The sequence below is a fragment of the Labrenzia sp. THAF35 genome (genome assembly GCF_009363595.1).
Taxonomy (GTDB): domain Bacteria; phylum Pseudomonadota; class Alphaproteobacteria; order Rhizobiales; family Stappiaceae; genus Roseibium; species Roseibium algicola.
This window is the reverse complement of the sequence record NZ_CP045380.1, coordinates 176,255-197,595: the sequence shown is the minus strand read 5'-3', so window position 1 is coordinate 197,595 and position 21,341 is coordinate 176,255. Positions and strand designations below refer to the sequence as shown.

The window sequence follows — 21,341 nt, the reverse complement described above, 5'->3', positions numbered from 1 at the left end:
TCAGGACTTGTCCTTCGTCTGGGGCGCATCGGATTGGGCGGCATCGGGCACGACGGGCGGTTCCATGCGCAACTCTCCGACCACGGGGAGGCCGGCGAGATAGGTGCGGGCCGCATCCAGGACATCTTCAGGGGTGACAGCCTGCACCTGCGAAGGCCAGGTCTGGACGTTTTCGATCGTTTGCCCAGTGGTCAGGGCACCGCCGAAAAGGCGTGCCAGGCCGGATTGGCTGTCCTGGGCGTAGATCGCGCTGGCGACCATGCTGTTTCGGGCGCGTTCGACTTCTTCTTCCGTGACGCCGGTCTCGAGCAGTTTCTGAAGTTCGGTCGCTATCAGCCGTTCCATGTCTTCCAGCGTGTAACCGGGGCGCGGCACGGCGTAGAGACCGAAGCGGCCGTTATCAAGGGCGCTGCCCTGATAATAGGCGCCGGCGCTGAGGGCGACTTCCTGGTCGAGAACCAGTGCCTTGTGCAGGCGGCTGGAGGGCCCTTCGCCCAGAATATACGATAGAATGTCCAGCGCTTCGGGCGTGCGGCCTTCCCCGGTGGTCTGGCTCGGCACGATCCATATTTGCGACAGGGACTCCTGGCGCACCCGCGGATCGGAAACGGCAATGCGTCTTTCACCCGCAAGCGGCGGTTCGGCCGGCCGGAGGCGTTCTCCAGGCTCTGCGCGCCGGGCAACCTTGCCGTAGGTTTCCTGCGCAAGCTTGCGAACCGCATCAACGTCCACATCTCCGGCAATTACCACCACCGCGTTGTTGGGCGTGTAGAACCGGTCGTAGAAGGCAATCGCTGCTTCCTTGTTGAGCGCTTCGATTTCGCTCTGCCAGCCGATGACGGGTGAGCCGTAGGGGTGGTTGACGAAGGTGATGGAATTCAGCGCCTCCTGCAGCCGGGAACCGGGTTCACTGTCGACCCGCATGCGCCGCTCTTCCAGAACCACGTCCCGTTCTGGCGTCACGACTTCGTCGCTCAGAACCAGGTTCTCCATCCGGTCGGCTTCCAGCTTCATCATGAGCGGCAGATGCTGCTTGGCGACTTTCTGGAAATAGGCAGTGTAGTCGGTGCTGGTGAAGGCGTTCTCCTGGCCACCACGATCGGCAACCATCTTGGAGAATTCTCCGTTGGGATGGTCGTGAGTACCCTTGAACATCAAATGTTCGAGAAAATGCGCAACACCAGACTGACCTTCCGGTTCATCGGCGGAACCGACCTTGTACCAGATCATGTGGGTGACAACCGGTGCCCGGCGGTCCGGGATGACCACTACCTGCAAACCGTTATCCAGCGTGAAGCTTTCAAGGTTCGGCGCAATCATCAGGTTTCCTGCCGTTGCCGGCGCGGAAAAGGCACTTCCCGGCACAAGGGCCATGCCGCCGCCCAGCAGGAGCGCAGGCATCAGCACAAGGCCGATGGAGCGCTTCAACCGCCGCACGGGGGATGTCTTGTCGTGCTTCGAGGACGATGGGTTCACGTGCAACTCCCGTTCTTTGTCGTTCGAACAGCATGCGCTTCAACCAGTTGCGGGAAAAGCGCAAAGCCGGGCAATTTCATGGTGGCCAACAAAAAAGACCTCCGGACCTATCCTCCATATAGGAGGTGCGGTCCGGAGGTCCCGTTACAATTTTGTCATCTGTCTTTCGGACCCTGAAGCCCGGTCACTGAAGAGATCAGTTACAGAAGTTCTGGTCGCCTTCCAGGCAGCGCGGATCGAGCGGCTTGGAGTCGTACTCGTCGTAATTCGTCGGCTTGCGCTTTTTCTTCACCACTTCCGGCATCGGTGCATCCGGAGAAGGCGTGCTGTAGCCGGTGGGCGGATCGGTCAGGTAGCGGCGTGCGGACAGGCCGTTCTGCTCGATACCTGCCTGCTGGGACCGCAACTGCTGCAGGCGCTCCCATTCGGCCCGCTGCTCTTCGCGGGTCAGCTTGCCGCCTTCGGTGATCTCGTTGAAGCGGCGCTCTGCGTCGAGATCGCGGTTCTGACCGGTAACACCGGTAATCTTGAAGCCGCGCATCTGTTCCGGGGTCAGCGCTTCGCTGTTCATGCTGCCGGTCTTGCCGGAGCTGGCATAAAGTTGCTTCAGCTCGGTCAGCTGTTCGTTTTCACGCTGCTTCGGCCAGTTCTGATCGTTTACACCGGCAACATTGGTTTCCGGTTCGGGAAGGTTCGTCGGCTCTGCGGGCATGGCCAGCGGTCCGCGAGGTTTGTACTCGATCTGCTTTTCATTCGGATCGACGGCGCCAAGGCCTTTCATCACGGTGTCGACAAGGGCGACATCCGGTGCCTGGCTCGTGCCATCCGCTGCCTGGCATGCGGCCAAACCGGCCAAAAGCACCAGCACTGCAGAATTCTTTACAAACCCAACTAACGTCCGCACTGCGCAGACCCCTCGATTTCTCATAAAAAACAGCCGGCAGCACTCCGCCCGCGATCAGTCGTTGTCCAGCCTAAACCATTATTTTGCGGCTGAATTAGGACCATCTCGGAAACTGTCATACAGGAGACCGACGACGCCCGCAACGATCCATACATCTGCCAGGTTGAACACGTACCAGGAGAACGTGCCGACGTGGAAATGGACGAAGTCGACGACGGCGCCATAGGTCAGTCTGTCGATCCCGTTTCCGATCGCCCCGCCAATGACCAGCGCCAGGGCCAGGGCCACCAGGCGTGACTGGCAACGCGCCGACCAGACCCACAGGCCAATCGTGACTGCAATCGTCACGCCGGCCAGAAGCCAGCGGCCCAGGTCGCTGTTCTGCTGGAACAGGCCATAGGAAATACCCCGGTTCCAGACCAGAACGATCTCGAGAACCGGCAAAAGGTCGACCGGTCCGTTGCGGGCAAGATCAAAGCCGTAAACCAGCCAGAGCTTGCTGCCCTGGTCGATGACAACACCGACAAGTGCGATCAGAAGCACAAAGGTGCTGAAACGGCCCCAGAGAAGGGGCCGTTTCGTATTGTTGGAAGATGAATCCTGTTGCGTCATCGTGTCCGGGAACCCTGCCGCTCAGGCTGCGGCATGGGCAGCGTCCCATTCACGCAGGGCGGCAGCATCGCGCAGGGTCACATCCGGATAATCCGGATCGGAGCCTACTTCCGGCAGGATCTTCCAGGAACGGGCGCATTTGGTACCCTCGGCAAGGCCGGGCACGACAGCCACACCCTTGGTGTCGCCGAGCGTGAACGCGCCTTCCGGTGCCGGTTCGCTGCTGAGCGTCAACTGGCTGGTGATGGCGATGTCCGCCATGTCCTTGCCCTTGAGCGCGTCCATCAGTTCCGCATCGGTGACATGCACGACCGGGTGAGCTTCCAGCGAGGAACCGATCCGCTTTTCACGACGCTCGATTTCCAGCGCGCCGGTGATCACGCGGCGAACCGTCTTGATCTTCGCCCACTTGGCGGCCAGTGCATCGTCACGCCATTCGGCCGGAACGGTCGGGAACTGCTCCAGGTGAACGCAGGCATCCTCGCCGTAACGGGAGGTCCAGGTTTCGTCCATGGTGAACGGCATCATCGGTGCGAGCCAGGTCACCAGGCAATCGAACAGCTTCTCGATCACGAAAAGCGACGACTTGCGGCGCACGGACGAAGCCGCATCGCAATAAAGCGCGTCCTTGCGGATGTCGAAATAGAAGGCCGACAGTTCCACTGTCATGAAAGTGAACAGCTGGTGGAAGACCTTCTTGTAGTCGAACTCCCAGTAGGCTTCACGGATCATCTTGTCGAGTTCGACCAGCCTGTGCAGCATCAGCCGCTCCAGCTCAGGCATGTCGGCCAGCGCGACTTCTTCACCGGTGGCATGGCCAAGCGAGCCCAGCATCCAGCGCAGCGTGTTGCGCAGCTTGCGGTAGCTGTCGACGCTGGTCTTGATGATCTCCGGCCCGAGGCGCTGGTCTTCCCAATAGTCGGTGGAGGCCACCCACAGGCGCAGGATGTCGGCGCCATACTGCTTGATGACGTCCTGCGGGAACACCTGGTTGCCGAGAGACTTTGACATCTTGCGGCCGTCTTCTGCCATGGTGAAGCCATGGGTCAGAACGGCGTCGTAAGGTGCATGACCGCGTGTACCGCAGCTTTCCAGCAGCGAGGAATGGAACCAGCCGCGATGCTGGTCGGAGCCTTCAAGGTAAAGGACATAGTCCTTGCCGCCGTCGGTCTTGCGCTTGGGGGCGAGATCTTCGCGCTGTTCCAGAACGAAGGCATGTGTGGACCCACTGTCGAACCAGACATCCAGGATGTCACGGACCATGTCCCACTCGTCTGCCTTGTAGTCGTTGCCCAGGAAACGCTCCTTGGCGCCGTCCGCAAACCAGGCGTCGGCACCCTCCGCCACGAAGGCATCGAAGATGCGCTTGTTGACGTTTTCGTCCTTCAGGACTTCAGAAGTTTCCTTGTGGATGAACACGGTGATCGGCACACCCCAGGCGCGCTGGCGCGACAGGACCCAGTCCGGCCGGTTCTCGATCATCGAGCGCAGACGGTTCTGGCCGGCACCCGGCACGAAGCGTGTCTCGTCGATGGCGTTCAGTGCCCGCGTACGCAGCGTGTCGCCTTCGCCGGACAGCTGCTTGTCCATGTAGACGAACCACTGCGGCGTGTTGCGGAAGATCACCGGCTTCTTGGAACGCCAGGAATGCGGATAGGAATGCTTCAACCGGCCGAGGCCGATCAGGTTGCCGCTTTCCTTCAGCTTTTCGATCACGGCCTTGTTGGCCTTGCCCTTCTCGCCCTTGTGCGTGATGACTTCGCAACCTTCGAAGCCAGGGGCATCCTTGGTATAGAAGCCGTCATCGGCAACAGTGAAGGGGATCGCGGTGTTGATGCCGCGCGCTTCCAGATCGGCCCGTTTGGTCATCCAGATTTCAAAGTCGTCCGTGCCGTGGCCGGGTGCCGTGTGCACGAAGCCTGTACCGGCATCGTCGGTGACATGGTCACCGTCCAGCAGCGGCACGTCGAATTCGTAACCGCCGAGATCGAGCCCTGCCAGCGGATGAGCACAGGTCAGTGTTTCCAGCTCGTCGTTGCTGACGGACCGGACACGCGCAAAATTGGTGATACGGGCGTTCTTGAACACTTCGTCGGCAAGGGCATCCGCCAGGATCAGCTTGTCGCCCTTCTGCACCCAGTTGTCGTCCGGCAGTCCGTCCTGCGTAACCTCGTAGAGGCTGTAGTCGATGCGCGAGGAATAGCTGATGGCGCGGTTGCCCGGGATGGTCCAGGGCGTGGTCGTCCAGATCACGACCGAAGCGTCCAGCAATTCCTCGACAGCCGCTTCATCGCGTCCGCCGGCACTTTCGACCGGGAACTTCACCCAGATCATGTCGGACTGGTAGTCCTGATACTCGATCTCGGCTTCGGCAAGCGCGGTCTTTTCGACCACCGACCACATCACCGGCTTGGATCCGCGGTAAAGCTGGCCGGAGGTTGCGAACTTCATCAGTTCCCGGGCAATCACGGCTTCGCTCTCGAAGCGCATCGTCAGGTAAGGGTTGTCCCAGTCGCCCTCGATGCCGAGGCGCTTGAACTCCTTGCGCTGGACGTCGATCCAGTGCTCGGCGAATTCGCGGCACTCGCGGCGGAATTCGTTGATCGGCACCTCGTCCTTGTTCTTGCCATTGGCGCGGTACTGCTCCTCGATCTTCCATTCGATCGGCAGGCCGTGGCAGTCCCAGCCCGGAACGTAGTTGCTCTCGAAGCCCGTCATCTGCATGGAGCGCGTGACGATGTCTTTCAGTGTCTTGTTCAGGGCATGGCCGATATGGATGTTGCCGTTGGCATAGGGAGGTCCGTCATGCAGCACGAACTTGTTGCGGCCCTTGCCCTGTTCGCGCAGCTTTTTGTAGACGTTCATCTGCTCCCAGCGAGCGAGGATTTCCGGCTCTTTCTTGGGAAGGCCGGCGCGCATCGGGAATTCGGTCTGCGGCAGGTTCAGCGTTTCGGAATAGTCGCGTTTATCTGTCTCGGTCATCGTCACGTCGATCCGGTCGTTCGGGCCCTGGGCCCGCGTCATATGTCAGGATGATTGCCGGCCCGTTTCGGGCAGCAACATGAAATCAGGAAGTCCCGGTCCCTGGCGCCGCATTGCCGCGTCAGCCGAAGGCCGGGCAAGTAATTCGCGTAATCGCGATCGTCGGTCTGGCGACGACTATGAGAGCCTTGTGTTGCATGGCAAGGGACATAGCAGCACTTCGGCGATGAATAAAGATGTTCCGGCAAATCCTGTGTTGTTTGTCTGTCCGGCAAACGTACAACTTCCGAAAATCGGCTTCGGGTAACCGAATATGAATGTCTTTCGGTCATGGATAGGCCCGGATTGAGACGGGTGAGCGACGGACAGACCGGCAGAAAATGGCCAATCAGGTGAAACAGGCGGCAAATGGGTCGCAGGCGGGCGTAGACAAGGCAAGTCTCTGGTCTCGCGGTGTCGTGACAGGCGAATGGCTGAGCTGGGACCGGATCGGCTTTGCATGTCTGTGCTCGGCGATCGGTTTCACGCTGGGCCTGTTGTGGATGCTGGTGGTGCCCAACACTTATGGCGCGCCCAACGGCACGTTGCTGATGGATTACCTCAGCTTCTGGATGGCAGGGGGCCAGGCTCTCAACGGAACGCCGGAAGTGGCATACAGTCCCGCTGCGTTTTCCGCCCTCCAGCAGCAGTACACCGGAACAGACACCGTCTTCGGTTTCTTCTATCCGCCCACGTTCCAGATGTTGCAGATGCCGTTTGCGCTTCTGCCCTACAAGATCGCGTTTGCCGTCTTTATCGGGATCACCACGGGTCTGTTGTGTCTGGCCTGCCGCCTGATTGCGGGCAACTGGCTGCTGGCCGCCTGTCTGATCCTCGTTCCGGCCTGCGCGAACAACGCTTTCCATGGCCAGAATGCAGCGTTGACCGCAGCGCTCTACGGTTTCTTTCTCGTCGGGATCGAACGGCGGCAGATGGTGTGGGCGGGCATCGCGCTGGGGCTTCTGACCATCAAACCGCAGTTGGGCATCCTGGTTCCTCTGGCCCTTGTTGCCAGCTTCAATTGGCGGACCTTCCTGAGTGCATCCGTCTCGACGCTGGTGTTCGCTGCGCTCGGCGTTGCGGTACTCGGCTTTGGCACCTGGCAGGCCTTCTGGATCCAGGCGCCGGTTGCCTCCGCCATGATGGAGCTGGGCGGCGTGGAATGGGTCAAGATGATTTCGGTTTACGGTGCAGGCAGGGTGCTGGGGCTAGGTCATCTGCCGGCGATGATGGTGCAGGCGGTCTTTGCCCTTGCCGCTGCCGTTTGCGTGTGGCGTGTCTGGCGGCGGACGGACGCCATGTCGGTACGGGCTCCGGTCCTGGTCGGCGGCACCTTGCTGGTCACGCCCTTTGCCCTTTCCTACGACCTGACGCTGATCATCATCCCTTGCGCCTTCCTGATCCGCGAGGGCCTTAGAAACGGCTTCTTGCCTTACGAGAAAATAGCGCTCTTCATCATCATCGGCCTGTCTGCATCCACCAGCCCGTTTGCGATCTGGCTCGGCATGCCGATCGCACCCGTCCTGCCGGTGATGCTCGTCTGGCTGGGGCTGCGCAGACTGCAGTTGCACGCCGCACATCCGGGACGAGAGCACCTCGACGGCGCGGTTGCCGGATCAGTTTGAGGCCGCCTGCCGCAGCTTGCGCTCGCGATGGGTGATGTAGAGCCCGCTCGAGATGATCAGGGCAATCCCCAGCCAGGTCGGGCCGTCCGGAAAATTGGAAAAGACCAGATACCCGAACAGGGTGGCGCTGACGATTTCGATATATTGCAGCGGTGCCAGCATACTGGCGCTGCCGCGTTGAAACGCGGAAACGACAAGACCGTGGCCGGCGAAGGAAATCAGCCCGATCAAGGCCAGCAAGCCGGACTGGGGTGCGTCCGGCATGACGAATTCCATGCCTTCGATTCCGGTCAGATATCCGATTACGAGACCTGTCCCGAGCAGCAGTGAACCGGACAGGCCCGCGCTGAACTGGATGGTCAGAAGATCGTCGCGAACGGGGTAGAGCCTGTTGAGCAGCAGGTAGAAGGAAAACAGAACGGCGGTTGCGACCGGCAGCAGGCTGACGAGGCCAATTTCCGCCAGCGTCGGTCGCAACACGATTATGGCCCCCAGCAGGCCAACGAGAATGGCGCCGATCCGCCGCGGGCCGACCTGTTCCTTCAAAAGCACTGCCGCCAGGATGGTAAGGACCATGGGCTCAACAAAGAAGATCGAGATCGCGGTCGCCACCGACATATACTTCACCGCAGTGAAGAAACAGAGCGATGCCGTGCCCAGAAGAATGCCGCGCAGGTAGTTCACGACCGGTTGCTTGCCCCTCAGGTGCATGAGGCGGCCGGTGACCAATGCAATGGCAAGGCTGATCAGAAGCTGAAAGAAAAAGCGGCCGAATGTGACCTCAAGCGTCGGCAGCTCCGCGGAGAGATATTTTGCGGTGATATCCATCACTGGCAGCAGCAGCATGGCCGACGTCATCAGGAAAATTGCCATGAGCGGGTTCTGCTCGACATCCCCGGAACGCGAGGAAATGGACTGACGCTTCATCGTGCTGCAACCTCCGGAGCGTCTTCATCACTGAAAACCACACGCGAACAGGGATTTCGCCGACTTTCCGGCGATTGGCAATCGCTTGGGAGAAGGACCGGCAACAAGGAAAGGGCCGGGCAAAAATCTCTGTGGTCGCTGACCGCAGCAGGATTGCCGATCCATATTCCTTTTGAAGTTGAACGTCTCCCGGAGCAAGCCGGCAAACGCCAAGTTCGTCAGAAAAGAGAAAATATTTCGAAGGCTGCTCAGGCGGAAAGATCGAGCAGTTTCATGTCGAGTTCGGAAAGCGGCTGTAGCGAGCCGAGCGCGGCGCGGGCTTCTTCGCTGTCCCGGTCCATCTGGGCGATCAGTGACTCGACCGAGTCGAATTTTTCCTCGCCGCGCAGATAGGACACCAGGTGCACGCGCAGCGTCTTGCCGTAGAGATCGCCAGCAAAGTCGAACAGGAACACTTCAAACAGTGCGGCGCCATTGTCGAAGGTCGGGCGGCGACCATAGCTGGCGACGCCGTCATGCCAGGCCCCGTCGACACGGACCTTGACCGCATAGATGCCCTGCTTCAGCGGGCAGTCTTCGGTAAGGCTCATGTTGGCGGTCGGATAGCCGAGGTCGCGGCCGCGCTTGTCTCCGTGGCGCACGTCCGCCTCGAAGAACCAGCGGTAGCCAAGGAGACCGTTTGCCTGGGCGATATCCCCCCGTGAGAGGCTGTCGCGGATTCGAGTGGAAGAAATGACTTCGGCGCTTTCGTCTTCCTCGCGCTGGACGATGGTCACGCCGAAGCCGTGGTCGGCGCCGGCGGAACGCAAATAGTCTGGGGTGCCCTGTCTGGCCCGGCCGAAGTGGAAGTCATAACCGGTGACCGCGTGGGAGATGCCGAGCGTGTCGATGAGAATGTCCTGAACGAAGGCATTCGCCTCGATGCCGGCAAACTCCCGGGTGAAGGGAAGGATGAGCGCGCCATCGAGACCGCACAGGCGCAGCAGGTCGAGCTTCTGCTGTGGCGGGGTCAGACGGAAAACGGGTTTGGACGGGTTGAAGACCGTGCGCGGATGCGGCTCGAAGCTCATGGCATAGACGGGATGATGCGTGCCGTGGCCAAGACCGAGCGCGGCGTCGAGCACGGCACGGTGGCCCCTGTGAACGCCGTCGAAGTTGCCGATGGCAACGATGCCGCCTTTCAGGTCCGCCGGAAAGGCATCCAGGCTTTCGATGATCGGAAAGCTGGAGGGATCAGTGGAGCTCATGCGGCAAACCTTCGCGCAACGATACGTCACAACGGTCCGGTGTGCCGGCCCGTCCTGCAGGAACACGTCAAACAAGGCGCTCCGGGTGGAGCAGCCCTGCCGACTTTGGCGTGGAACCTGCCGTCAAGCAAAGCAAAGGTCAAGATGGGGATGTGCCGAAGACTTGCCTTTGCGGTCGCTGCCCGTCAAAGACCGGATTGATCCTCGTCCCGGCCGGGAACCTTCACCAGTGCCTCGCCTTCCAGAACCACGGTGTCGTCGACACTGCAGATACAGGAAAGGCGGGCACGGTTGCCGCGCTCCATCAGTTCCTCGACGGTGACAGTCACCTTGACGTCATCGCCGATCCTGACCGGGGCCTTGAAATTGAGCGTTTGCGACAGATAGATCGCGCCGGGGCCGGGAAGGCGGGTGCCGAGCACGGCCGAGATCAGGCTGGCCGTATAGAGGCCATGGGCGATTCTCGTCTTGAAGGGCGTGCGGGCGGCAAAATGTTCGGACAGATGAATCGGGTTCCGGTCACCGGATACTTCCGCAAAGCCGACCACGTCGGAAGAACTTACATGCTTCACGAGTACTTCGCTCATACCCACGGAAAGATCTTCGAAGCAGAGTTTTTGCAGTTCCAACATTACGGTTTCCGCCCTGATTTGTCTTGATTTGAAGTAGGCGGACGCTAGGCGGTGCAAGGTTTTCTGGCAATTGTGCTTTGGGCGAAGAAAAAAGCGCCTGTTATTAACGGTCTTTTCAGGGGCGGCGGGTAGATTGCGTTGAGTGTGGGGAGGTGAGGACACAATAATGTGTCGCTCTCCTTCGAAGTCATAACGCGTTTCCACCGGCCCACGGCCAGGGGCCGCGCAAATTGACAGTATGGAGTAGACAATGGCCCTTGATCTTCAGATGCCGGTCCTCGTGGTCGATGACTACAAAACGATGATTCGCATCATTCGGAACCTGCTCAAGCAACTCGGTTTCGAAGACATCGACGATGCTGCGGACGGCACCGAAGCTTTGGAAAAAATGAAACAGCGCCGTTATGGCCTGGTGATTTCCGACTGGAACATGGAGCCGATGACCGGATACGAGCTGCTGAAGCAGGTTCGTGCCGACGGCAGCCTCAGCAAGACGCCTTTCATCATGGTGACTGCTGAATCCAAGACGGAAAACGTCATCGCCGCCAAGAAAGCCGGCGTGAACAACTACATCGTGAAGCCTTTCAATGCTCAGACGCTGAAAGGCAAGATCGAGGCGGTCTTCTCCGATTGATTTCTTGCACTTGGCGGGGAGCTGCGTTGGGGCGCACCTCCGCCAGTGCCAGACGGATGTACAGGATCGGCGCGGTCTTGCTGGGCAGGCAGGCCGGGTCAGCTTTGCTGCATCCGAAAAGTTATAGCGGTTCCTGAGACTTCCGGATCCGCGCTTCGGAGGATGCTTTCAAAATGGAAAGGCTCGACCTGGTGGCCAGTATGAAACAGGAAAACATTGCCCGAGTCATAGACTTCCTGCAGGAAAACAAGAACAGGCAAGGTGAAGTTTCCCTGACCGACGTGATGCATCTTGCAGAAGTCATGTCGGGTTCGATGCACGACTTTCTGTCGACCGTACAACCGGCCGTCACGGAAGAACTGACCGTCATCGCCAAGGAAATCAGGCGCATGAAGGAGGAAATCTCCCAACTGCGCGCCAATGACATGACTGGCAGCAAGATCCCGGACGCCGGACGGGAACTGGACGCCATCGTTGAGGCGACGGAAGAAGCCACCAACACCATCATGGAAGCGGCCGAAGAGATCATGGGCGCCGATGCCAGCGACCAGGAAGCCTATCAGGAACTGGTCAGCAACAAGATGATCAGCATCTTCGAGGCTTGCACCTTCCAGGACATTACCGGCCAGAGAATTTCCAAGGTGGTCGCAACGCTTCGTTACATCGACGAGCGTGTGACTTCCTTCATCGAACAACTGCGTATTCCGGAAGATCTCGATGCGACACTCGTCGAGACAGAGTCGGAGCGCCGCAAGCGCGAGCTGATCCTCCATGGTCCGCAGCATTCAGGCGAAGGTGTTTCGCAGGACGATATCGATGCTCTTCTGGGCGGCGCACAGGCGGATATCGACAAGCTGTTCGACTGATCCGGACTGAAAAAAAACGATTTCGAAGGGCTCTCCATCGGAGGGCCCTTTTTTGGTTCTGAACTTTCTCTCCATCGTCATCCCACGGCTTGACCATGGGATCCATGCCGTTTGGTCTCCAGTCGGATTGGCCTTGTTCGGGACAAGGCAACGGCTTGGACTGCAGGGCAAGCCCTGCAGGGACGAAGTCGGAGAGGTGCATCTATTCGGCGGCCACCAGCTTCTCCCGATGCGCCTTGCGTTCCCGGGCGAGCGAGGTCAGGTCGAAATCGTCGAGGATGGTATAGAACGCCGGAACCACGAAGACGATCATGAGTGTCGTGCCGATCAGTCCGAAGGAGATCGAAGTCACCAGCGGGATCAATACCTGTGCCTGGGGGCTTGTTTCGAACAGCAGCGGCAGCAGACCGACGATTGTGGTCACCGACGTCAGCAGGATCGCACGGAACCTGGCCTTGGCACCCAGTGGAGCGATCTCTGCAACGCTTTCCAGCGATGGGTCGTGCTCGTCCTTGATGAACTGGACCAGCAGGATTGAATCGTTGACCACGATCCCGGCTAGCGAAATGAAGCCCAGCATGCTTGGCATCGCAAAGTCGATGCCCATCAGGAAGTGCCCCCAGACCGCGCCAATCAACGCCATGGGGATGAGCGTCATCACCACGACCGGTTCGCTGTAGCTGCGGAACTGAAAACTCAGCAGGATGAACACGAAGATCAGGCCGGTGCCGAGTGCCTTGACCATGGACGCCTGCGTCTTGGCGCCTTCCGCATTCTGCCCCTCGGTCGAAGTGCTCAATCCGGGGTATTTTTCCAGGAGTTGCGGCAGGTATCTCGTTTCCGTGTCCTTGACGACTTCGTTGGCATTGGCAACACCGAGAAGAACGTCGCCGGTGACCGTCACCGTCGGTACCCGGTCAATACGATTGATCCGCGTGAAGCTGCGGTCGGATCGGATGTCGGCGACGGAGCCGAGCGGGACCCGGTGACCAGAAGGGGTCTCCACGGTGAAGAGTTCGAAATCGCCAAGGCTGTTGCGGTCGCTGCCGGCAAGGCGGACATCGACCTCGAAGCTTTCCGAACCGACTTGCACCTCATCGGCGGTAATGCCGTTGTAGGCCCCTCTCAGCTGGTCGGCGATCGCCTTGGCATCAAGGCCGACCGCCCCGGCTCCGTCCTTGAGAGACAGGGCCAGTTCCGGTTTTCCGAGGCTGAGATCGTCGGAAATGTTGTAGACGCCGTCATAGCCCTTGAGCCAGGCCTGAAGCTCTTCAGAAGCCTGATCGAGCAATTGCAGGTCATTGTGGGCCAGGCGCAATTCGATGGCGCGTCCCGCCGGACCGATGCTGGATTCGGTGAGAATGATGCGCCGGACGTCGAGCGTTTCTGGCAGTTCCTGTCGCCAGACTTTCAGGATCTCCTGGTTGCCTGCGTCACGAAGGGGCCCGTCCAGCAAATCAATGTCGATGGTCGCCAGATGTGCTCCGCTGGTGCCGGCATCGCTGTTTTCGTTGAACCGCACCAGTATGTTCTTGAGGAGGGATGTTCCATCCGGATTGCGCGGCGACAGCGCCGCATCCGTGCGTTCCAGCGCACTGATTGCCTCTGTCACGACCTTGCGCGTGTCGGCGAGCGTCGCACTTGCCGGCAATTCGATCCGCGCTTCGATCTGGTCGCCTTCCACGTTCGGAAACGCCTGGAATTTAACGACGCCGCCGGCCAGCAGCGAGACCGAAGCGAGGAAAAGCATGAAGCAGGCGCCGATGACGAAATAGCGGTTCCGCACAGACCATGTGGCACAAGGACCGATCACATGCTCCCGCGCCCATCCGACACCGCTTTCCGCCTTGCGGGTTACCCAGTTCGGGGTGTCGCGCGTAGCGCCATGGGACAGGTGGTTGGGCAGGATCAGGAATGCTTCGACCAGCGACACGGCCAGAACCAGCAACATGACCATCGGGATCACGCGCAACAGGTCGCCAAGGTCGCCCTCGATAAAGGCAAGTGCACCGAAAATGGCGGTGGTCGTGGCAAACGAAGACAGCACACCCGGGGCGACCTGCCGCGTTCCCTGCACGGCGGCCTCCAGGGGACCGAGCCCTTTCTGACGCCGTGTCGCGATGTTTTCTGAAATCACGATGGCGTCGTCCATCATGATGCCGACCACGATCAGCATGGCCACCATCGACAGCATGTTGATCGTCAGCCCCAGAATGGACATTGCGGCGAGCGCGCCCAGAAAGGACACCGGCAGGCCCATGCCGATCCAGAATGCCTGTCTCCCGCCGAAGAAGATCCACATGGCCGCAACGACAAGCGCCAGTCCCTGGAGAGAATTGTTGACCAGCATCCACAGGCGGTCCTTCAGGATGATCGAGCCGTCGTTGATGATGGTCAGGGCGATGCCTGGGGCAGTACGGGCCTGTTCCTCGTCGACGAATTCCTGCACCCGCTCCACCACCTTGATCAGGTCGTCACTGCGGGTCATGGAAATGTCGAGAACAGCGGCCAACCTGCCGTTCAGCCGGGTTTCGACCTCTTCGTCCTCGAAGAGATCACTGATCGTGGCAATGTCGCCCAGCTTGATCTGGCCGCCTTGCGGGGAAGAGGCGACAATCACCGACGCATAGGCATCCGCCGCAAGGCGCTCGTCGGCGAAACGCAGCAGGATCGAGCCGCCTACAGTCGTGATTTCTCCAGAGGGAGCACTGACATTCTGCCTGGTGAGGGTATTTGCGATTTCCGAGAGGGTTAGCCCAACTTCACGCGCGGCGGCGTCGCGCACCTCGATGCGGAACTGCCGGTCAGAGAAGCCGGAAATCTCGACCTGGGGTATGCCGCCGAACTTCAGCATGCGGTCCTTCACCGCTTCGGCGTAGTTCTTCAGCTGCGGCTTGTCGTCAATTCCGGTGATGACGACGGAGGTCGCCTCGCTCAGGCGGCCCGCCTCTTCGATGATCGGGTCTTCAACGCCCTCGGGAAAATCATCGATCGCGTTGATCTCGCGGTCGATATCCAGCATCAGCTGGTCGATGTCCTTGCCTTCCATGATCTTGACAGTCGCAAGTGCGAGGTTTTCCCGGGAATCGCATTTGAGTTCGTCGATGTTCTCGATCCCGTCGAGCGCGTCCTCAATGCGCCGGCAAACGGTGCGTTCGACATCGGCTGAGGTTGCTCCGGGATAGGCGACTGTCACGGTAATCCGTTTTATCGGGATCTGCGGAAAGGTTTCCAGCAGAAGACCCGGAAGGTTGAGCAGTCCGAGAATGATGAAACCGGCCATCAACAGATTGGCGGCGGTTGGGTGCTGGGCGAAGTAGCGGATCATGGCTGGTCCTCACCGTTGAGAGCATCCGTGCTCGCCATTCGCTTCAAACCTGCCTTCACGGCTTCGTCTTCGACAGGCTTCAGCAACATGCCTTCGATCACCGGGGACACATCGCTGACGATGACCTTGCTTCCAGCTGGCAGATCCGTTCCCAGAACGACGATATCATCGAAGCGGAAGGCGATTTCGACCGGCACCGTAACCAGTCGGCTGTCGGGCGAGACAGTCATGATCCTGCCACTGTGGACCGCGTTGCGCGGCAACACGATCTGATCGGCCACCGGCGGTGCGGACAGCTCAACCTCGGTAAACATGCCTTTGACCAATGGCGGCTTTATACCCGGCCGGATAGTGTCATAGGGCTTGTCCACGCTTACGATCAGTCCGATGGAGCGGGTGTCCGGATCCACCGTGTCGCTGACCCGCTTGACGTGCGCATCCCAGACGGCGGTCTCTCCGACGGATCCGACCCTTACCTTGGCCTTCAGCCGGTCAAGCGAATGTCGTGCCCGGATGACACCTTCTTCCGTTTCCAATTGTCCGGGAAAGGCCAGATTGGCAAATCCGGCCATGTTGCCAGGACTGATCTGAACGTCGATGTCGGCTGCGTCTATGCCGTCAAGTTCACCGATGGAGCTGCCGGCACCGACATACTGGTCGATCTCTACATTGACCTTCGAAACCCTGGCATCGAAGGGAACACGGATCGTGGTGCGGGCAAGGTTCAGCTTTGCGGTTTCCAGACGAACCTCGTTCTTGGCCTTTACCTGCTCCAGTGCCTTGCGCTTCACCGGGTTGAGCGCAATCTCGTTCTCAAGGTCCTGAACCCGCGACTTTTGCTGAAGCACTGTGCCTTCCTGGTTTTCGACCAGCTGATCGGACGCGACCTTGCGCTCCTGAAGCGTTTTCAGCCGGGCCAGCTCACGCTGTTCCAGGTCGAGGACCGATTTGGCAATCGCCAGGGATTGTTTCTGTGTATCCAGGGTAACGGCCAGCTCTTCAATATCCACCTCGGCACTGGCGATATCGCTCTGCGCCTCGGCAATCTCCAGCTCGTAGTCTTCCGGTGCCAGTGTCACCAGAATCTTGCCTTCCGGGATGAATTCACCGCGTTTGAAATCCGGATTGATGTAGGTGACCCGGCCGGACACCTGCGCGATGGCATCAAGTGTATGGGCCGGATCGACCGTGCCGTACCCGGTTACGCGCGGCACGAAGTCCTGAGGCTCGACCGTGACGACACGCACGAGCGTCGTCGTTTCCCCGATGTCGGTACGCTTGGGTGCTTCGCGCCCGCTCACCGCATAAACCAGCACTGCCGCACCGGCGATCACGGGGGGAAGGATCAGGGCTTTTCGCAACAGCGACACGGCGGCTCTCCTGGCAAAGTTCGCTCGGCGGGCTGCAGACCTCCGCCGACCACAATTCTTTTAATGCAAGTCCAAACTTGCAAATAGTGATGATCCAATTTTATTGCAAGCGATTGCTTGCATTTGCATCCTGTTTGGCATTAGGTGCGACGGAATGTCTTCCGGAAAATTGAGGGCGCGCCCGGCGCGTTTGGCGGCCAAGTGCCTAGAAATGTAGATGTTTCAGAAATCTATTCCGCAACAGTCGCACTGTTTTGCGAGCGCGGGTTCAGCGGAACCACGACCAAGGAAATAGCGGACAGGGCAGGGGTGAACGAAGTCACGCTGTTTCGCCGTTTCGGGTCGAAGGCAGGTTTGATCGAGGCCGCCATCGGCGACACGCTATCCGACGTCTCGTTCGGCAAGATGTTGCCGGGGGAAGACGTAAAGGCCGATCTTCTGGAAATCGTGCGCAATTATCTGGAGACCTACCGCAAGCATAGCGGGCTTGCCCTGACGCTGTTTGCGCAGGTGCCCCAGCATCCTGAACTGCGAGCGGTGACGCCCTTTCTGCTGAAAAACCTGCAGGGCGTAGCCCGCACATTGGCAAAGCATCAGAGCAGCGGGCGGCTCAAGCCGGGCGATCCGGTCAGCTTCGCCGTTGCGCTCATCGCGCCGCTGGCCGTCATGGGCTTCATGAAGGAGATGGGCCTGGGGACAGGCCACGAAGGCCTGGACGTGGAAAATTACGTCCAGACCTATTTGCAGGGGCATGGTCCCGATACGGGACGTTAAATGAGCCCGCTGGCAATACTGCGCGCGCTTACCACCAAAGACGCGGCAGGGCAGCACGTGCGCGCAGGCCTTCTTCGGCCAGACGGCGGCGGATCAGATGTTCGTCCGGCGCGTCGCTCGGACCGAAGTCGGAGGCATGGATGCCGGCGGTGATGAACAGAACGTCGAGATCCTGAGACACCGCACCGCGGATATCGGTCGGCAGACCGTCGCCTATGGCCAGGACGTCTTCCTTGGCGACCTCTTCGCCCGCCAGCGTCGCGAGGCGCTTCATCGCCGCGTCGTAGATGGGGGCATGCGGTTTGCCGAGAATGGCCACTTCGCCGCCGAGATCTTCATAAAGACGGGCAAGGGCGCCGGCGCACCAGATCAGGCGTTCGCCGCGCTCCACCACGATGTCGGGGTTGGCGCAGATCATCGGCAGGCCGCGTTCGGCCAGCTTCTGCAGCCGGTCGCGGTAATCGTCGGGCGTTTCGACCTCGTCGTCTTCCAGCCCGGTGCAGCTGATGCCTTCCGCTTCCTCGTCATTGGTGGTGAAGGTAGCTTCAAGGCCGTGATACAGCGGCTGGTCCCGGTGTGGACCGATGTGCAGGAGCGTCTTTTTGCCCTGAGCCACAAGGACCTCGCGGGTCACGTCGCCGGAAGTGACGATGTCGTCGTAGGTTCCCTCCGGCACACCAAGAGCGGCCAGCATTTCGCCAACCTGCTTTGCAGGGCGCGGGGCATTGGTGATGAGGACCACCTTGCCACCGGCTTCCTCGCGAAAGGCCTTGAGGGCTTTGTGCGCGCCTTCAAAAGCCGATACACCGTTGTGCAGCACGCCCCACACGTCACACAGGATGCCCTTGTAGGACGGGGCGAGGGTGCGGAGCCCCTCAACAAGAAGCGGTGCAGAAACTGTCATGGCGGGTCACTCGGATCTGGGTAGGTCTGATAAGCTTTGCTGAAGAATCGACGCAAACTCGGCGCGGACCATATAGGAACATGGCGCGGTGCGAAACCGAGTAGAGGGAGTTTCATGAAGGTCAGGCAACTTGGCGAGCAGGTGATCAACCAGATTGCGGCCGGCGAGGTCATCGAAAGACCCGCCAGCGTGATCAAGGAGTTGGTGGAAAACGCCGTCGACGCCGGGGCAAAACAGGTCGAGATCGTTACCGCCGCCGGTGGCAAGACGCTCATGCGCGTTGCCGACGACGGCGAGGGCATGCGCCAGGAGGATCTGCAACTGGCAATCCGCCGGCACTGCACCTCCAAGATTTCCGACGACGACCTGTTCGACATTCGCACGCTCGGGTTTCGCGGTGAAGCGCTGCCGTCCATCGGCTCCGTCGCCCGGCTGGCGATCCAGACCCGTCACAAGGACGAGGACCACGCCTGGGCCATCGCCGTCGAGGGCGGCAGGGAGCAGCCGCTTGTGCCCGCAGCCCGCACAAAAGGCACCCAGGTTGAAGTGCGAGACCTTTTCTTCGCGACACCGGCCCGGCTGAAATTCCTGAAATCGGATCGTGCGGAAGCGGCCGCCATCACCGAAATCGTCAAGCGGATCGCGCTCGCCTATCCGGAGATCGGCTTTTCCCTCGGCGGCGCCGACCGGCAGTCGCAGAGCTGGCCAGCAGCACGCGGCAGTGAACCGCATCTTGCTCGGATCGCGCAGATTCTCGGCCAGGATTTTGTCGACAACGCCATGGAAATCGACGCAGCCCGGGAAGGCGTGCGTCTCACCGGTTTTGCAGGCTTGCCGACACACCACCGTGGCAATGCGCAGAACCAGTTCTTCTTCGTCAACGGCCGCCCGGTGAAGGACAAGCTGCTGCTATCCGGATTACGCGGAGCCTATGCCGATGTGCTGGCCCGTGACCGGCATCCGGTTGTGGTTCTGTTCATCGATCTCGACCCGACACTGGTCGATGTCAATGTGCACCCGGCCAAGGCCGATGTGCGCTTCCGGGACAGCCAGCTTGTGCGCGGGCTTCTGGTGGGTGCCATCAAGCATGCACTGGTCCAGTCCGGACACCGGTCATCGACCTCGAACGCGGCCGTTGCACTGGACGCCATCAGGGCACAGTCGGCGGGGTTCTCTCAACCGGGTCACACACCGTCTTCTCCAACAGGTTCCGGGGGGTATGGCGGTGGTTCCTACACCCGCACGTCTGCTGCGCCCCATTGGGCGCCGGAAGCGTTTCGCCCGCTCCAGATGGAAGAAACGCACGCAACAGGCTTTGCCGAAGCAGCACAGCCGGCCTTCGAACGGCAGAACGGTTTTGCCGACTTTGCCAGACCGTCGGCGGATGCCCGCGCGAATGACGTCCCGGTCGAAACCGAAAAGACCCGCCTTCCGCTGGGGGCCGCTCGTGCGCAGGTTCATGAAACCTATATCATCGCCCAGACCGAGGACGGTGTCGTCATCGTTGACCAGCACGCCGCGCACGAGCGCCTTGTCTACGAACGTCTGAAGGAAGCGCTGGCCAAGAAGGATGTCGCCCGCCAGATGCTGCTCATCCCCGAGATCGTCGAGTTGCCGGAAGAAGATACAATCCGGCTGGCTGATCGCGCGGAGGATCTCGAAAAGGTCGGCCTGTCCCTGGAAGCCTTCGGCCCGGGTGCCATCGCCGTCAGGGAGACCCCCGCTATCCTCGGCGACATGGACATCCAGGGCATGGTCCGGAACCTGGCCGACGAGCTTGCCGAATGGGACACTGCCGAAGGTCTCAAGGAAAAGCTGGACCATGTTGCCGCCACGATGGCCTGCCACGGTTCGGTGCGTGCAGGCAGGCGCATGCGTCCCGAGGAAATGGATGCGCTCTTGCGCGACATGGAAGCCACGCCGCTATCCGGACAGTGCAATCACGGCCGGCCAACCTGGGTGGAGCTGAAACTCGGCGATATCGAGAAGCTCTTCGGCCGCAAATAAGCTGGCAATCTGATCGACCTCCCGATGCGGATCGTAGACGTCGGAGCAATGGGAGACAGTCAGATGACACAAACCGGCTCCGGCAGCGCGGAACAGGCATCGAACAAGACCGGCAGACCTGGGCGCATGCTTTGGAAGTCCGTCTCGCGTGTGGCTGTCATTGCCGGCATCGCCTACGCCATGGCGGCCGGTTACATGTATTTCAACCAGCGCAGCTTCATCTTCGTTCCAACCGGAGAATTGAGTACGCCGGATGAAAAGGGGCTCTCAGATGTCACCGTTGAAACAGCGGCGATGGCTGACGGTACAAAGGTGACCGTCTGGCACGCGCCACCTGCTGCTGAAGGCGCTCCCACGGTACTCTATTTTCACGGCAATTCAGCCAATGTCTCCTCCCGCTGGAAGCGGTTCAAGCAGATCCTGGACAGCGGTTTCGGTCTCTATGCGCCCAGCTACCGGGGATATGCCGGAAGTGAGGGGAGCCCGTCGGAAGAGGCGTTGATTTCGGACGGCCTTGAACATTTCGACCGGATGGCAGCTTCGGGCACGCCGGTCATCGTCCATGGAGAAAGTCTTGGCTCGGGTGTTGCCGCCGCAGTGGCGGCAGAGCGTTCGCAAACGGACCTTGTGGTGCTGGAAGCGCCCTATACCGCGCTGATCGACATGGCCTGGGACAGGTATCCCTGGTTGCCGGTGGGCCTCATGATGAGCGACCCGATGGCGACACGGGATCGCGTCGGCAAGATCGCCGCGCCGGTCCTGATCGTGCATGGGACGGAAGACCGGGTCATCCCGGTGGAACACGGCAGGCGACTTTATGAATTTGCGAGAGACCCCAGGCAGCTTGTGATCGTCGAAGGTGGCGGTCACAGCAATCTGTGGTCAAACGGGATGTGGGACTTCGTTCTCGCCGCCTGGGTGAAATGGCACAAAGGCTCTTGAACCATCCGCCGTGTTACGCCTGAAACAGAAAACCCCGGGCGAAGTGCCCGGGGTTTTCCTTTGCCGGGGTTA

Annotated in this window: 16 protein-coding genes; 6 read left to right on the top strand and 10 right to left on the bottom strand. The window is 60.2% G+C overall.

The annotated features are described in order from the left end of the window. From FIU93_RS00930 to ileS, 4 genes are all read right to left on the bottom strand, one after another. Window positions 1-1,476 (bottom strand): pitrilysin family protein, encoded by a 1,476-nt coding sequence (locus FIU93_RS00930; RefSeq protein WP_286202392.1) that lies wholly within the window; start codon window positions 1,474-1,476, stop codon window positions 1-3. A gap of 196 nt (window positions 1,477-1,672) precedes the next feature. Further along, on the bottom strand, window positions 1,673-2,344 hold the full coding sequence (locus FIU93_RS00925; protein WP_023002063.1) for a hypothetical protein: 672 nt from the start codon (window positions 2,342-2,344) through the stop codon (window positions 1,673-1,675). A gap of 114 nt (window positions 2,345-2,458) precedes the next feature. Beyond that, window positions 2,459-2,992: a signal peptidase II gene (gene lspA / locus FIU93_RS00920; protein WP_206904440.1), complete on the bottom strand. Its 534-nt coding sequence runs from the start codon at window positions 2,990-2,992 to the stop codon at window positions 2,459-2,461. Window positions 2,993-3,013: 21 nt separating this feature from the next. Then, a complete protein-coding gene (gene ileS / locus FIU93_RS00915) occupies window positions 3,014-5,974 on the bottom strand; it encodes an isoleucine--tRNA ligase (RefSeq protein WP_152507463.1) in 2,961 nt (986 codons plus the stop codon). Between the two features lie 380 nt (window positions 5,975-6,354). Between ileS and FIU93_RS00910 the strand changes: the two genes are divergently transcribed. After that, complete coding sequence (locus FIU93_RS00910; protein ID WP_152504597.1) at window positions 6,355-7,638, top strand: glycosyltransferase family 87 protein; 1,284 nt, start codon at window positions 6,355-6,357, stop codon at window positions 7,636-7,638. Here the strand turns inward: FIU93_RS00910 and FIU93_RS00905 are convergent. From FIU93_RS00905 to FIU93_RS00895, 3 genes are all read right to left on the bottom strand, one after another. Further along, window positions 7,630-8,565 carry a DMT family transporter gene (locus FIU93_RS00905; RefSeq protein ID WP_075284472.1) on the bottom strand — a complete coding sequence of 312 codons (936 nt, stop codon included), beginning with the start codon at window positions 8,563-8,565 and terminating at the stop codon, window positions 7,630-7,632. The two genes, FIU93_RS00910 and FIU93_RS00905, sit on opposite strands and share 9 nt — an antisense overlap. A 248-nt stretch (window positions 8,566-8,813) precedes the next feature. Continuing rightward, the gene (locus FIU93_RS00900; RefSeq protein WP_152504596.1) at window positions 8,814-9,812 is read right to left on the bottom strand and encodes a bifunctional riboflavin kinase/FAD synthetase; all 999 of its coding nucleotides are present in this window, start codon (window positions 9,810-9,812) and stop codon (window positions 8,814-8,816) included. 185 nt (window positions 9,813-9,997) lie between these two features. After that, on the bottom strand, window positions 9,998-10,444 hold the full coding sequence (locus tag FIU93_RS00895; protein ID WP_023002057.1) for a MaoC family dehydratase: 447 nt from the start codon (window positions 10,442-10,444) through the stop codon (window positions 9,998-10,000). Window positions 10,445-10,694: 250 nt separating this feature from the next. On the opposite strand from FIU93_RS00895, the gene FIU93_RS00890 reads away from it, so the two are divergent. Beyond that, window positions 10,695-11,078, top strand: coding sequence for a response regulator (locus FIU93_RS00890; RefSeq protein WP_006935666.1), 384 nt, complete (start codon window positions 10,695-10,697; stop codon window positions 11,076-11,078). 173 nt (window positions 11,079-11,251) lie between these two features. Next, complete coding sequence (locus FIU93_RS00885; RefSeq protein WP_023002056.1) at window positions 11,252-11,944, top strand: protein phosphatase CheZ; 693 nt, start codon at window positions 11,252-11,254, stop codon at window positions 11,942-11,944. A 202-nt stretch (window positions 11,945-12,146) separates the two neighbouring features. Here FIU93_RS00885 and FIU93_RS00880 read toward each other — a convergent pair whose 3' ends face one another. Together FIU93_RS00880 and FIU93_RS00875 are read right to left on the bottom strand one after the other, a co-directional pair. Further along, window positions 12,147-15,272 carry an efflux RND transporter permease subunit gene (locus tag FIU93_RS00880; RefSeq protein ID WP_152504595.1) on the bottom strand — a complete coding sequence of 1,042 codons (3,126 nt, stop codon included), beginning with the start codon at window positions 15,270-15,272 and terminating at the stop codon, window positions 12,147-12,149. Beyond that, the gene (locus tag FIU93_RS00875; protein ID WP_077290745.1) at window positions 15,269-16,642 is read right to left on the bottom strand and encodes a hemolysin D; all 1,374 of its coding nucleotides are present in this window, start codon (window positions 16,640-16,642) and stop codon (window positions 15,269-15,271) included. Before FIU93_RS00875 ends, FIU93_RS00880 begins: the two co-directional genes overlap by 4 nt. A 201-nt stretch (window positions 16,643-16,843) precedes the next feature. On the opposite strand from FIU93_RS00875, the gene FIU93_RS00870 reads away from it, so the two are divergent. Next, window positions 16,844-17,416 (top strand): TetR/AcrR family transcriptional regulator, encoded by a 573-nt coding sequence (locus FIU93_RS00870; protein WP_158514211.1) that lies wholly within the window; start codon window positions 16,844-16,846, stop codon window positions 17,414-17,416. 28 nt (window positions 17,417-17,444) lie between these two features. Here the strand turns inward: FIU93_RS00870 and FIU93_RS00865 are convergent, their stop codons facing one another. Next, window positions 17,445-18,320 (bottom strand): TIGR01459 family HAD-type hydrolase, encoded by an 876-nt coding sequence (locus FIU93_RS00865; protein ID WP_152504593.1) that lies wholly within the window; start codon window positions 18,318-18,320, stop codon window positions 17,445-17,447. Window positions 18,321-18,434: 114 nt separating this feature from the next. Here FIU93_RS00865 and mutL point away from each other — a divergent pair, with 114 nt between their 5' ends. Then, on the top strand, window positions 18,435-20,327 hold the full coding sequence (mutL, locus tag FIU93_RS00860; protein WP_152504592.1) for a DNA mismatch repair endonuclease MutL: 1,893 nt from the start codon (window positions 18,435-18,437) through the stop codon (window positions 20,325-20,327). A gap of 63 nt (window positions 20,328-20,390) precedes the next feature. After that, a complete protein-coding gene (locus tag FIU93_RS00855) occupies window positions 20,391-21,269 on the top strand; it encodes an alpha/beta hydrolase (RefSeq protein ID WP_209010260.1) in 879 nt (292 codons plus the stop codon). Window positions 21,270-21,341 lie beyond the last annotated feature (72 nt).

Bases quoted from the DNA above. Each gene is read 5' to 3' on its own strand.
- FIU93_RS00885 (WP_023002056.1), top strand. From the start codon at position 11,252: ATGGAAAGGCTCGACCTGGTGGCCAGTATGAAACAGGAAAACATTGCC.
- FIU93_RS00890 (WP_006935666.1), top strand. From the start codon at position 10,695: ATGGCCCTTGATCTTCAGATGCCGGTCCTCGTGGTCGATGACTACAAA.
- mutL (WP_152504592.1), top strand. From the start codon at position 18,435: ATGAAGGTCAGGCAACTTGGCGAGCAGGTGATCAACCAGATTGCGGCC.
- FIU93_RS00865 (WP_152504593.1), bottom strand. From the start codon at position 18,320: ATGACAGTTTCTGCACCGCTTCTTGTTGAGGGGCTCCGCACCCTCGCC.
- FIU93_RS00900 (WP_152504596.1), bottom strand. From the start codon at position 9,812: ATGAGCTCCACTGATCCCTCCAGCTTTCCGATCATCGAAAGCCTGGAT.
- FIU93_RS00895 (WP_023002057.1), bottom strand. From the start codon at position 10,444: ATGTTGGAACTGCAAAAACTCTGCTTCGAAGATCTTTCCGTGGGTATG.
- lspA (WP_206904440.1), bottom strand. From the start codon at position 2,992: ATGACGCAACAGGATTCATCTTCCAACAATACGAAACGGCCCCTTCTC.
- FIU93_RS00855 (WP_209010260.1), top strand. From the start codon at position 20,391: ATGACACAAACCGGCTCCGGCAGCGCGGAACAGGCATCGAACAAGACC.
- FIU93_RS00910 (WP_152504597.1), top strand. From the start codon at position 6,355: ATGGCCAATCAGGTGAAACAGGCGGCAAATGGGTCGCAGGCGGGCGTA.
- ileS (WP_152507463.1), bottom strand. From the start codon at position 5,974: ATGACCGAGACAGATAAACGCGACTATTCCGAAACGCTGAACCTGCCG.
- FIU93_RS00905 (WP_075284472.1), bottom strand. From the start codon at position 8,565: ATGAAGCGTCAGTCCATTTCCTCGCGTTCCGGGGATGTCGAGCAGAAC.
- FIU93_RS00880 (WP_152504595.1), bottom strand. From the start codon at position 15,272: ATGATCCGCTACTTCGCCCAGCACCCAACCGCCGCCAATCTGTTGATG.